11 protein-coding genes are annotated in these 12,364 nt (G+C 39.1%); 4 read left to right on the top strand and 7 right to left on the bottom strand.

Annotated features, from left to right (window positions below; all coding sequences use genetic code 11):
* Nucleotides 1-2: 2 nt before the first annotated feature.
* Complete coding sequence (locus BIZ36_RS18000; RefSeq protein WP_187459286.1) at nucleotides 3-3,326, bottom strand: transglutaminase family protein; 3,324 nt, start codon at nucleotides 3,324-3,326, stop codon at nucleotides 3-5.
* 244 nt (nucleotides 3,327-3,570) lie between these two features.
* On the opposite strand from BIZ36_RS18000, the gene BIZ36_RS17995 reads away from it, so the two are divergent.
* Nucleotides 3,571-4,011 carry a hypothetical protein gene (locus BIZ36_RS17995; RefSeq protein ID WP_187459285.1) on the top strand — a complete coding sequence of 147 codons (441 nt, stop codon included), beginning with the start codon at nucleotides 3,571-3,573 and terminating at the stop codon, nucleotides 4,009-4,011.
* A gap of 287 nt (nucleotides 4,012-4,298) precedes the next feature.
* A complete protein-coding gene (locus tag BIZ36_RS17990; protein ID WP_187459284.1) occupies nucleotides 4,299-5,711 on the top strand; it encodes a glycoside hydrolase family 99 protein in 1,413 nt (470 codons plus the stop codon).
* 60 nt (nucleotides 5,712-5,771) lie between these two features.
* Here BIZ36_RS17990 and BIZ36_RS17985 read toward each other — a convergent pair whose 3' ends face one another.
* On the bottom strand, nucleotides 5,772-6,812 hold the full coding sequence (locus BIZ36_RS17985) for a zinc-dependent alcohol dehydrogenase family protein (protein ID WP_187459283.1): 1,041 nt from the start codon (nucleotides 6,810-6,812) through the stop codon (nucleotides 5,772-5,774).
* Between the two features lie 100 nt (nucleotides 6,813-6,912).
* Nucleotides 6,913-8,976 carry a glycoside hydrolase family 3 protein gene (locus tag BIZ36_RS17980; protein WP_187459282.1) on the bottom strand — a complete coding sequence of 688 codons (2,064 nt, stop codon included), beginning with the start codon at nucleotides 8,974-8,976 and terminating at the stop codon, nucleotides 6,913-6,915.
* Nucleotides 8,977-9,292: 316 nt separating this feature from the next.
* Here BIZ36_RS17980 and BIZ36_RS17975 point away from each other — a divergent pair, with 316 nt between their 5' ends.
* On the top strand, nucleotides 9,293-9,928 hold the full coding sequence (locus BIZ36_RS17975) for a hypothetical protein (protein WP_187459281.1): 636 nt from the start codon (nucleotides 9,293-9,295) through the stop codon (nucleotides 9,926-9,928).
* An 18-nt stretch (nucleotides 9,929-9,946) separates the two neighbouring features.
* Here the strand turns inward: BIZ36_RS17975 and BIZ36_RS17970 are convergent, their stop codons facing one another.
* From BIZ36_RS17970 to BIZ36_RS17955, 4 genes are all read right to left on the bottom strand, one after another.
* Nucleotides 9,947-10,348 (bottom strand): DUF4174 domain-containing protein, encoded by a 402-nt coding sequence (locus BIZ36_RS17970; protein WP_222937450.1) that lies wholly within the window; start codon nucleotides 10,346-10,348, stop codon nucleotides 9,947-9,949.
* Nucleotides 10,349-10,531: 183 nt separating this feature from the next.
* The gene (locus BIZ36_RS17965) at nucleotides 10,532-10,960 is read right to left on the bottom strand and encodes a hypothetical protein (protein ID WP_187459280.1); all 429 of its coding nucleotides are present in this window, start codon (nucleotides 10,958-10,960) and stop codon (nucleotides 10,532-10,534) included.
* Complete coding sequence (locus tag BIZ36_RS17960) at nucleotides 10,938-11,234, bottom strand: HU family DNA-binding protein (RefSeq protein ID WP_187459279.1); 297 nt, start codon at nucleotides 11,232-11,234, stop codon at nucleotides 10,938-10,940. Before BIZ36_RS17960 ends, BIZ36_RS17965 begins: the two co-directional genes overlap by 23 nt.
* A gap of 66 nt (nucleotides 11,235-11,300) precedes the next feature.
* Entirely contained in the window at nucleotides 11,301-11,777 is a 477-nt protein-coding gene (locus BIZ36_RS17955) for a nucleoside deaminase (protein WP_187459278.1), read from the bottom strand.
* 137 nt (nucleotides 11,778-11,914) lie between these two features.
* Between BIZ36_RS17955 and BIZ36_RS17950 the strand changes: the two genes are divergently transcribed.
* Nucleotides 11,915-12,364, top strand: a complete 450-nt coding sequence (locus BIZ36_RS17950; protein ID WP_187459277.1) for a hypothetical protein — start codon at nucleotides 11,915-11,917, stop codon at nucleotides 12,362-12,364.

The following is a 12,364-nucleotide window of genomic DNA, read 5'->3' as shown; positions in this document are numbered from 1 at the left end:
AATTACTTTTTACGTAAATCCAAAACATGAGGGTATTCCGGGTTCACGGGTACTTCTTTGAAAACAAATGTACTGGAAGCATTTTTAGGCTCCACCAATCTACCCACAAAATTTGTATTTGTTTTGGGTTGCGCAGGTAAAACCTCATCTTGTGTATGGCCCATTTCCCAAAAACGATTGATTCTTCGTGATTCCGCCTCCAAACTGTTCACGGGATAGGTTTCATAAGAGCGCCCTCCGGGATGTGATACAAAATAGGTACAACCCCCTATTGATTTCTTGTTCCACATATCAACCACATCAAAAACCAAAGGGGTGTCCACTCCAATAGTGGGATGCAGTGCAGACCATGGCTGCCACGCTTTGTACCGTACGCCCGCCACATACTCCCCTTTGGTTCCCGTGGGACTCAAATCAATTTTAACACCATTGCAGGTGATGCTGTACCGCTCTTCCGTAAAATTTTTCACCTTTATCTGTACTCGTTCCAAGCTGGAATCTACATATCTAGAAGTACCCCTTCCGGACATTTCTTCGCCTAAAACGTTCCATGGCTCAATGGCCATTCTTAGTTCCAACTGTATGGAATTGATTTCCACCATCCCATATAACGGAAACCGGAACTCGAAAAAGGGATCGAACCAATCCAATTGAAAAGGGTAACCGGCATCGTTTAATTGCGAGACCACATCGGCAATATCCTCTTTAACGTAATGCTCCAATAAAAACTTGTCATGTAGTTCAGTTCCCCAACGTACCAAATCATGCTTGTAGGGCTTTTTCCAAAACCAGGAAACCAAGGTTCGTACCAGTAACATTTGCATAAGGCTCATTTGGGAATGTGGCGGCATATCAAAAGCCCTAAGCTCCAAAATTCCCAAGCGGCCAGAGGAGCTATCCGGAGAGTATAGTTTATCGATACAAAATTCTGCCCGGTGCGTATTACCCGTGATATCGGTCAATAAATGTCTAAACAGCCTATCTGTTAGCCAAAAAGGTACTTCCCCTTCTTCAGGTATCTGTGCAAAGGCTATTTCAAGTTCATATAAATTTTCCAAGCGACCCTCATCCACCCTGGGTGCCTGACTGGTAGGACCAATAAAAGCCCCGGAAAACAGATAGGAAAGCCCAGGATGATGCTGCCAAAAAGTTAATAAGCTACGTAACAACTGAGGTTTACGTAATAACGGACTATCGGCCGGGGTTATACCGCCCAAGGTAACGTGGTTTCCGCCACCGGTGCCGGTATGCTTCCCGTCCAACATAAATTTCTCCGTCCCCAGTCGGGATTTTTTCGCCTCTTCATATAACGTTAACGTATTTTTGGTAAGCTCCTCCCAATTTTTTGCGGGGTGTACATTAACCTCGATTACACCAGGATCTGGGGTAATCTTTAAAACCTCCAATCTATTGTCCCTAGGGGGTTCGTAACCTTCTAGAATTACCGGGATTTGCAACTCTAAAGCAGTGGACTCAATTGAAGCTATCAAATCCAAAAAGTCCTCTGCTGAATTCAAAGGAGGTAAAAAGAGGTATAATTTATTTTCTCTAACCTCTGCGCACAAAGCAGTACGTACATAGGGCTGATTTTTTAGGTGGCCCACTTTACCATTTTGCAATCGTTTTTGCAATTCTTCCCCATAAGCCGGAAGTTCTTCCTTTGGTTCAAAAAGTTCGGGTTCAGCTGTAGGTTCGGAGGGTATTTTTGGGTTTTTAGGCAGCGACTCTAGCGGTAACCGTAATCCTATAGGCGAATTGCCCGGTGCCAAAACCAGGTTACCACCTCTAAATTCCCAAGGGTTGGTAATCCATCTACCTCCGGATTTTGATAAGGGCATTACGTGCCCAACCACTTCTCCAGTGCCCTGCTCCAGTACCTCGCTCAATTTTTTTCGCAAAGCGGAATCCCTTTGGTCGTATATTTTTCCGTCCACATCCACCGGTAATTTTCGCTCTTCCCACAAAAAGTAAAAGGCATCTTCGTAGGCAGGCATCACAGTATCCGAAGGACACAAAAGTTTATCCGATAGTTTTTTTAAGAAAGTAGATGTACTATCCTTAGGAAGCTCATATACCTTGGAAAATGAAGCCAGCCATTCAGGATTTTTCCAGATGGCTTCCCCATCTTTTCGCCAATGAATCCCTATGAGCCAACGCGGCAAGGCTTCACCCGGATACCATTTTCCTTGAGCATGGTGAAGCATTCCACCTTTTCCAAAAGCTTCCAATAACCTGCCGGAAAGATGAGAGGCCAATTCCCTTTTATGGGGCCCATCCGCCGTGGTATTCCACTCTTCGGCCTCCATATCATCAACCGATACAAATGTAGGCTCCCCGCCCATAGTAAGCCTTACATCGTTTTTTTGTAACTCCTCCTCTACCTTGAAACCCAAATTGTAAATGGCATTCCATTGTTCTTCCGTGTAAGGCCTAGTCACTCGAGGAGATTCAAAAATGCGGGTGACCTTGTTTTCGAATTCAAATTGAGTTTCACATGGATCCGTTAAACCGTATACCGGTGCTGCACTTTCATAAGACGGGGTACATGCCAAAGGAATATGGCCCTCTCCCGCTAAAAGTCCTGAGGTAGCGTCCAACCCTATCCACCCGGCACCTGGCAAATATACTTCTGCCCAAGCGTGAAGGTCCGTAAAGTCTTCTTCTGGTCCTGAAGGGCCGTCCAATGATTTTTCATCGGCCTTTAATTGAACCAAATAACCGGATACAAAACGCGCGGCCAATCCTAAATGTCTAAGTGTTTGTACCAACAACCAGGCAAAATCCCTGCAAGAACCCAACTTTCTTTCCAAAGTCTGTTCACAGGTTTGTACACCGGGTTCTAATCGTACCGTATAATTTAAATACTCATACAATTTTTGATTGAGCCCGGTAAGGAAATCAATAGTGCGTTTTTTACTTAGGTCTAATTGTGATATCCATTCGGTAAGCAACGGACCATCCTCCATAATTTCCAGATAGGGCCGCAGTTCTTTTTTTAGAGCTTCGGAATACGTAAAAGGATAATCCTCAACGGCTTCTTCCACAAAAAAATCGAAAGGATTGATGGTTTTCATATCTGCAATGATTTCCACATCAATGGAAAGTTCATTCGTCTTTTCCGGAAATACCAATCTGGCCAAATAATTACCAAAAGGATCCTGTTGCCAATTAAAAAAATGGTTCTCAGGTTTAATTTTAATGGAATAAGCTTCAATGGGAGTCCTACTATGTGGAGCAGGCCTTAGCCTAAATATGTGAGGGGAGAGATGAACCTTGCGGTCATATTTATAAACAGTCTTGTGCTTAATCGCTACTTTTAATGCCATATAAAAAGCTGGTTTTCAATGTATGTAAGTTAAGCGATAAAAAGAGGAATCCCTATCGATATCAACAGATAAATTAAAACTTTAGCTTCTATAGAATAATGCCAGCCCTATTTTACAATAATGACAAATTAGGGTTCCATAAACTGATAAAACCTGAGGTTTTAATTGTTTTTAGGTAATGAAAATTCTCCAATTTAGCGCAACCCTCCTACAATCTCACATCTATTCTTAAAAATGGTCAATTATGCGATTCTATACAGCACTATTTGTGTTACTTTATTTAAATTCCTGTACAAACGAAAATTTAAATACCCTTGAATCTGATTTTATAGAAACACTACCACAAGAATGGGAATTAAGCAGTATGACCTTGGGCATGCAACCAGGAAACGTATCTGGAGAAGACCTCCCATATCAAGAAACACTGGTTTTAAAAGAAAACAATAGTTTTCTAAAGACAAGGTTAACCTCAGATAAAACGATTACGGGAGAGGGAACCTTTAGCATTAAGGAAGATACCCCTGGTACAATTTTAGTTTTGGAATATGATTCTGAAACCGATTTAATAGAAAGTTGTACTGGGGAAAAGCTTATAGAAAAATTTTTGGTAAAGGATAGTAATTTATTGACGGGAGGCTCTGCTGCCTGTGATGGGCCTGGTCTTTTATATAAAAGAAAATATTGAAATTTAGAGTGTGCACGACCTCTAAAAAACAAGACTAAACCAATTTGATTACATTCCCATACTGCACCCTAGCAATCTTCAAGTAAGGCAATCGATACTATTTATTGAATAAGGTACCTAAACTTTTCATAGTAAGGTTCTTCCGGTTTTTCCTTTGGAATCTATGATTTAAAGAATTCATTCGTCGACATTTATCTTTCGCTCATCTAAAGTTATTAGCTAGTTGGATGATATACCTCAGGTTGCAAGTAATAAAAATCTAATTTTCTCCCTTAAACCTACTTATTATGAAACTGATAACGAGAAATTCAGTGCTTTTACTGTGGAATGCCCTATTGATTGCCATGACCTCATGTGAAAAGGATTCACTTACAGAAGAAACTTCTATAAACGAAAAATTAGAACCTGTAGAAACCACATTTTCCAACGAAATAAAATCTAACAGTGCCTATTACCAACTACCCCCATTAGAGGGAAATTTCTCGAAAAAAGAGTTACAGAAAATTGTTGACGAAGAGCTTTCCAATTTTAAAAAAGGTACTATTTCTGATAAAAACCCGCCACCAATGTGGGTTGGAAAGAATAATAGCAAAAAAGTGTATGTACATTATATGCCATGGTTCCAATCCATATCCTATGATGGTTACTGGGGTCAACACTGGACCATGGCCAATAAAAACCCAAACGTTACCGATGAAGACGGCAGAAGAAATATTGCAAGTCATTATTATCCATTAGTGGGTCCTTATTCCTCAAGGGACCCCTACTTACAGGAATATCACTTTTTATTAATGAAACTTGCAGGAATTGATGGGGTTATATTTGATTGGTATGGGAGTAGAAATGAAAATGACTATGGGCTTATTAGGGAAGCTACCGAGACCTTTATGGAAGAACTGAATGATATAGACCTTGATTTTGCCATTATGTATGAAGACCGAGTAGCTGACAATTCTTTTCAAAATCTCTCTAAAGGAGAAGTTGAATTGTTGCAAGACGATATGAACTTATTGAACGAATCCTACTTTGTAAAGGACAACTACATTAGGGTTCAAGATAAACCAGCATTTTTTGTTTTTGGTCCAAATTATCTTACGGAAGAGTCCACTTGGAGTACAGCTTTGGAGAATTTAAGCTTAAAGAGTAACATATCATTTTTAAGTTTATGGGGATCAACGGAAAGACTACCAAACGTTATAGATGGTGAATTTATTTGGATAAGCCCAGGTTACATGGATGATATGGAGGGTTATTACAACTACGGCCCAAATTTAAAATATACTGTAGGTTCTGCTTATCCTGGCTATGACAATTTTTATACCGAAGGTGGCTGGAATTGGGGGTCTGATTATTTTACCATTGCCCCGTCAATAGAAACGTTTCGGGAAACACTCTTTCTTAATCATCACGAAGACTCGGAATTTGTCCAATTAATTACATGGAATGATTTTGGCGAAGGCACTATGATCGAGCCCACCTTGGAATTTGGATTTGATTATCTAATTGAGATTCAGGATTACACAAAAGTGCATTCCAATCTAAAAGATTTGGAACTAGCTACCCACCTTTACTTGGCAAGACAAAAGTTTAAGGATAATCCAGAAGTAATGTCCCTTTTAGATCAATCATATAAATATTTTAAAAAGCTAAATGTAAGCAGGGTCAAAGGGATTTTGATAGCAATTGATAAACTCTATTAAGACTGAACAAAAAAGCTCCAGCAAATAATTGCTGGAGCTTTAACATTTAAAGTGTGGTAATCAAAAAGAGTTGATTACTGTTATTCCACTGCTTTTGTATTGATTCATTTGGGGAAGCAATTCTATAGATTCCTCCAAAGAAATGGAACGGTCCAGTAACTTTTGTGGTGCCAAAGTACCTACGCGTATCATTTCAAGTATTTCAGCGTATTTGTAAGCCTGCATTCCATGGCTACCTAAAACTTCCAATTCATTCGCTATAATTTTATCCATGGGAACTTGAGGGTGCTTGTGGTCACCGGCCATTAAACCTACTTGAACGTGTTTTCCCCTTTTTCGCAAATTGGAAATGGAATTAAAACAGGTAATTTGACTTCCTAAGGCATCCAATGAAACGTGTGCTCCACCTTTGGTCAATTCCTTTACCTCGCCCACTACGTCAGCGGATGTTTTACCATTAACCGTTGCAACCGCCCCTAAATCCTTGGCGAGCTGTAATGTTTTATCATTGATATCAACGGCTATAACCTGAGCTCCCATAGCGGAAGCAATCATAATGGCGGACAATCCTACCCCTCCACATCCATGAACAGCCACAAACTCACCTCCTTTAATATTACCTTGTTCTACAACGGCCCTAAAGGAAGTTATAAACCTACACCCTAAAATACAGGCGGTCTCATTGCTTATTTCCTGTGGAAGTTTTACCAAGTTAATATCGGCAAAATTTAGCTGCATATACTGTGCAAAAGAACCCCAATGGGTAAAACCAGGTTGCGATTGATTATCACAAACTTGATGATTTCCTGAATGGCATTCATAACACTTTCCACAACCGCCAACGAAAGGTACGGTTACCCTGTCACCAACTTTAAAATTACGAACATCCTTACCAACGGCAACAATTTCTCCTGCCAGTTCATGACCCGGCACATGAGGCAATATAATATCCTCATCGTGTCCTTGCCAAGCATGCCAATCACTCAAACACATACCCGTAGCTTTAATCTCTAAAACTACCCCATGATTCTCCGGTGTTGGAGATGGTACATCCTTAATAACTATTTCTCCTTTGAACTCCTCAAAAACTGCTGCTCTCATTTACAGACATTTTCTAGTTAAAACTATTATAATTTGAGGTGAAGGTATTTAAAGAACCTTAGAGCAAAAAAAGTTCGTTGTTAAGTTTTGTTAAATGCCCTTATTCGCCATAAGATATGCCTTCATCGAAATTAAAAAGGGCATATCCCTCCCCTTCCATGTACCCTGGCAAATCTGATTTTTGGTCTATGGCAGCTTGGTCGTTAACGGGTGTTGAAAAAGGCATCTTACCTGTTGGATTAAATTTACCTTCCACCACAGCTAAAATGGCTTCTGGAGTTGTGCCAAAAGTGGCAAGTACACTGGTAACATTACCGCTCTCACCATCTGAATAAATTTCATCAATAGCCCAAGGGTTGGTGAAATTTATCGCCAATACAGTTGGCTTTTTAGCAATCAATGAATTTACATACTTGGTATCTATACCATTATTGGAAAGGTTTACATGTAACGGACTACCATCTGATTGAAATAGGGATTTACCCTTTGGCACCAACCATAACAAAACTAAATCTGCCTCTTCCGGAGTATCTACAAACTGTAGGTTACCTGTATAGTTCTCAGGTTTAAAGACATTTGAACTGTCTTCACCTCTCTTGGGAAGGTACGTTTCAAAATATATCTTTGTTTTTTCCTTCAGGGGAAGGGCATTGCTAGATTCCGTATCATTTCTGAGTAGCACAATGGATTTTTTCATTGCCAGATCCGCCTTCTCCTTAAAGTTTGAATTCCCTACTATTTCCTTGGCTTTATTTAAATCGACATATGGGTTTTCAAAAAGTCCCAAATTAAACTTTTCCTCTAATAAGAGTTGCACGGAAGCATCTACATAATCTGATAGTTCAGGATATTTTTTCAACGTTTCTATTAATTTAGTGGGGTCTGCCGTACCGGAAAAAAGATTGACCCCTGCTTCCAAAGCCATTTTATACCGCTCAATAAAATCGAGCTCCTCTACTCCCCAAGGCATCATATCTATTGGACCTGTATCTGAGTTTATAATTCCCTTATAACCTAATTCTCCTCTCAAAACACCTTGCAACACTTCCTTATTAAAAGCATAGCCCACTTCTGGATAGGGCGTATGAACAGGATAGGAATAATAAGGCATGATAGATGAAGAACCGGCTTCTATGGCAGCCTTAAAGGGAATTAAATTATTTTTAAACATATCTGATTCAAAAACTTCCCTCTTGCCCCAATCAAAATGCGGGTCCTGACCACCTTCTGTAGCCCCCCCGCCTGGAAAGTGTTTGGTTGTCAAAGCTACCGATGTATTGGATAAACTATCACCCTGAAAGCCCAAAATAACTTCCTTCATCATCTTTGAGGCCAACTGGGCATCCTCACCAAAAGTTCCTTCCACCCTTTGCCATCTCGGATCCGTGGCCAAATCTGCCATATACATATATCCTTTTCTAAGTCCTACAGACCGCCATTCCTCACCGGACATTTCGGCAAATTCCCTGGTAAGGTCAAAATCCCTCATGGCCGCCAGACCAAGCTCGCCGGGCCATTGCGTAAAAGGTGTCTTGCCTACCGTTAGACCTATAGAGGCATCTATAGCAATATGATTTCTAGGGTTAGAGGTGATAATACCCGGTATACCGTGTCCGTTGGATTCGCATAGTTCCTGAAGATTGTTCGTATAATTTACCAAAATATCAACCGTTGGATTCGCTCTTAGGATAAAGTGTCTTTTATGAAACTGGGTGACATCCTTCGTAGTTCCAGCAGCAGTCATGGTAGGATAAGCTAAAGGCTTTTTGGTGAATATATTGGTCTCATTAATCTGATCTACCTCATTAAATCCGCTCGTGATTGGTTTGTCGTTTTGGGGTCTACTAAAGGACCAATCATTTTCCAATCGTGTAGTACTGATCAACATAAATCCCGCTTTTTCCTCAAGACTCATTCTTTTAAGCAAATCTGTACTTCGTGCTTTTGAGGATAATCTCCAATCCTCGTATGGATTCAACTGACCGTCTTTATTAAGGTCTTTAAAACCAAAGCCTTCAACCTTTAGAATTTTGGCCGATCGGTAACCCAATATGGGCTGTTTGGTTTGGTTGCCCAAATCTTTCTTATTATCGGTTTTACACGCTCCAATAGAAAGGATAAGGACTCCCGAAAGAATACTCATTTTTGAGTTAAAATATTTCATAAATTAAAGTTTAAAGTCTATTAAATTAACAATAATCATTTAAATAATTTTGCAATATTTCAATTTTACTGTTACCATAATACATTTCTCGTAATTTCATTTTGCATGGATTATTTTATAGAAACCTGATCAATGTCATAAACCATTGTAAGCGGTGCCCATATCTTTGCTACTAGGGAAAGTCTTGACAACAAATCACCTATGCTGTAACCTTGTTTTTAACCTGAATGACTTAAGAAAAAAACAAATTAGGTCTGCCACTAAACTCAAATGCCAACCAATGAAGCATAGCATTATATACCTAAACCCTAAATTGATGAACATTAAGAAACTTTTCTTCTTTTGTCTTACTTTACTGGCAGCTTGTTCCAATACCAGTTTGGTGGAAAACTATAAAAACCCGGATATTGTTCTTTTTGATGCCTATAAAGTGCTTATTGTTGGAATGGCCCAAAACGAGGAAGCCCGGATAAATTTTGAAAGCCGACTTAAAAATGAGTTCGACAAGCGCGGAGTTGAGGCCATGCGAAGTATCGATGTTTTTGACCTCAACTTTACTGATTCCAAAAGAAGTGAGGAGGAACTGGATAATTTTGAACAAAGTTTGTTGGACAAAGGATTTGACGCCATTCTGTTCACCAAAATCACCGGGGCAACAGACCGTACCAGTTTTCGTGAAAGTGTAGCCTCTTGGAGCTCATACGGCGGTGGATTTCCAAATGATTATCATGACAATCAATCCATCTACTACGATGCCGGTTACTATGACCCGTTTACGATTTACCATGCCCAAACCTCGCTTTATTGCATCTGCGAAGGCAAGGAGCGCTCCTTAATTTGGCGTGGGGCCATAGATATCAGTGACCCCAAGAATATTGAAAAAACCACGGATCGGTATGTAGACCTCGTTGTTTTGGCTATGGAAAAGCAAGATTTGATTTTTAGGGAGTAACTAATTCTGGGTAGCTTGCTAGTTATTTCTTTTCAATTCATTCGCCCTCATGGGCATGGAATCTATAAGCTGAAAAAGCTGTTCTTTAGATAACAATGAAGATTGACGAAGTTTTACCCCTCCGTCCAAGCCAATTAGGATAACTTCAAAATTCTTTGAAGCTTCTAAAATTTCATCTTTAAACTTTGAGGTAATTTTTCCTGAGGTATTAGCAAATTGCCCGGTATAGTCCTTTAACCAAAAGTCATTGCCCACAATCCTATAAAGCGCTATTTTCCTTTCTTTAAGACCTGCTTCGGAAGTTTCAAACTCTTTCAATTGTTGTTTAAATTGCTCACTTTTCCCATCTTCGGATTTAATAATCAAAACTCTATTTTTCCATTGATGGAAATCTAAATCTTGAGCATGAAGCGAAGCCATAATAATCATATTAAATAGGAACAGTATAGGAATAAAAATGGATTGGGAATAAGTACTCACCTTGAAAATTTTACCTTAAAAGTAAAGACAACACACTATTTAAGATAACTCAATCAATTCATTTTTAGACCAATACGATAAAAAACTCGCTAAATCCACTTTAAATGCTGTTTAAATTTAAAACTAATGAAATAGTTCTTTGAATAAAAAGCTCAGTAAAAGGTAGTATGCAATTAAATTAGCAACAATTTTTGACCAATAAAAAAAATGTAAAACCCCAGGTAATATTGGGTGTGCCTTCAAGTCTTTATTTGGTTTTCGCTTCTTATTATTGATCATGTTCTCATAATATCTGTAAAAAATCAACCAAATTAATCCTCCACACAAATATTGAAAAAGATCTAAGCTTAAAGATATTACAAGCCAAATTAGAGGAGAAATTAATTCTTTTGGAATTACAAAACCGGACTCAGATGTCGTTTTAAAAATCCAAATTATGGCTACACCTGCAAAAGCTAAATTTCGGTTTAACTCGCTAGTCTTACCAGTATAATATAAGTAGTCATCTTTGTAATCATCAATCGTTTTTTTATTTACTTCTTGGACCGCCATCTCCCGTACCTTTTTTTATTAATTTAATACTTGGCTTAAATTTGACTATCTTTTTCTGACCAATCTTAATTTTTTCACCAGTGCTAGGATTTCTTCCAATCCTCGCTTCTCTCTTTGTAACTGACCAAGAGCCAAAACCAGTGAGTGATACGCGGTTACCTTTACTTAAGGACTCCTCTATATTCCCTAAAAATGATTCTAATGCCATTTTCGCTTCCTCCTTGGTAATATTTGCGTCCGCCGCCATTTCAGCAATAAGCTCTGCTTTTGTCATTAATAAAGTTTTAATATTTTAGACTACAATAGGGGAAGTTCTGAAAATTACTAAAACATGGCCAAATCAGTATTCTGTTCGGTCATTTTTTTCGGCCCAACTTTGAAAAACGGGCAGTGCTTCCTTTCTAAGCAATTGTACAAACGTCATCTGGCGGTCATCCATATCCTTTTCCAATTCGTCATAGATAAAACGGTCATCAAAATCAATGGCCTTGGCATCTTCCTTGGTACACGCAAAATAAACGGCCTTTGGCCTGGCCCAATAAATGGCCCCTAAACACATGGGGCATGGCTCACAGGAGGTGTATAGTATACAGTCCGTTAGCTGAAAAGAGCCTAACTTTTCACAAGCCTCTCTAATTACCACCACTTCTGCATGTGCTGTTGGGTCATTGGTAGAGGTAACCTTATTATGGCCTTCGGCAACAATCTCTCCGTCTTTGACCACTACTGCACCAAAGGGACCTCCCGCATTGGAATTCATACCCTTAGCCGCCATTTCAATGGCCCTTTTCATAAAAAACGCATGTGAATCGCTCATAAAATCAGTTGTTTTTTCGCTATTTTTAATCAAAGATAGAACTTGCCTTTCACATACTACATTTATCAATACAATAACAAATTTCTCTCCTCTATAAAGCAACCAATTAACATAAATGCATCTTTTTACAAAAAGCTATGATCAAATACCTCCTCTTCATTCCCTTATTGTTTTTATCCTTTTGTGAGTCGGACGAAGTAGACTGCGCTGCCACCATCTGCGAAGGTCGTATTTCAGAACTCCTATTTCAGCTTAGAGACAGCACTACAAAAGAAAATTTACTTACCAACGAGAGTTTGACCTTGGAAGATATCACCTTAAAGGGAAGTACCTCGGCCCAGCTTTCCATCGAAAATATATTGGAAACGGACATGCTCATATTAAGGGATAGTAATTGGAATGAAGATACGTTTTCTTACCAACTCATCATTAAAGATTCCATAACATACAATTTGGACCTAGAATTAAAGCGTACACCTAACAGTGGATGCTGTGGAGGTATTTTAAGGACAGATTCTTTTAAGATAAATGACGAAACAAAAGAAATACAAGAAATCTATAACGGTAGTATACTTTTAGTACCATAG

The sequence above is a fragment of the Cytophaga sp. FL35 genome (assembly GCF_014349235.1).
Lineage (GTDB): Bacteria > Bacteroidota > Bacteroidia > Flavobacteriales > Flavobacteriaceae > Euzebyella.
This window is presented reverse-complemented; position numbering and strand designations above follow the sequence as displayed.

Coding starts and splice junctions, on each gene's coding strand:
- BIZ36_RS18000 (WP_187459286.1), bottom strand. CDS start 3,326: ATGGCATTAAAAGTAGCGATTAAGCACAAGACTGTTTATAAATATGAC.
- BIZ36_RS17995 (WP_187459285.1), top strand. CDS start 3,571: ATGCGATTCTATACAGCACTATTTGTGTTACTTTATTTAAATTCCTGT.
- BIZ36_RS17990 (WP_187459284.1), top strand. CDS start 4,299: ATGAAACTGATAACGAGAAATTCAGTGCTTTTACTGTGGAATGCCCTA.
- BIZ36_RS17985 (WP_187459283.1), bottom strand. CDS start 6,812: ATGAGAGCAGCAGTTTTTGAGGAGTTCAAAGGAGAAATAGTTATTAAG.
- BIZ36_RS17980 (WP_187459282.1), bottom strand. CDS start 8,976: ATGAAATATTTTAACTCAAAAATGAGTATTCTTTCGGGAGTCCTTATC.
- BIZ36_RS17975 (WP_187459281.1), top strand. CDS start 9,293: ATGAACATTAAGAAACTTTTCTTCTTTTGTCTTACTTTACTGGCAGCT.
- BIZ36_RS17970 (WP_222937450.1), bottom strand. CDS start 10,348: ATGGCTTCGCTTCATGCTCAAGATTTAGATTTCCATCAATGGAAAAAT.
- BIZ36_RS17965 (WP_187459280.1), bottom strand. CDS start 10,960: ATGGCGGTCCAAGAAGTAAATAAAAAAACGATTGATGATTACAAAGAT.
- BIZ36_RS17960 (WP_187459279.1), bottom strand. CDS start 11,234: ATGACAAAAGCAGAGCTTATTGCTGAAATGGCGGCGGACGCAAATATT.
- BIZ36_RS17955 (WP_187459278.1), bottom strand. CDS start 11,777: ATGAGCGATTCACATGCGTTTTTTATGAAAAGGGCCATTGAAATGGCG.
- BIZ36_RS17950 (WP_187459277.1), top strand. CDS start 11,915: ATGATCAAATACCTCCTCTTCATTCCCTTATTGTTTTTATCCTTTTGT.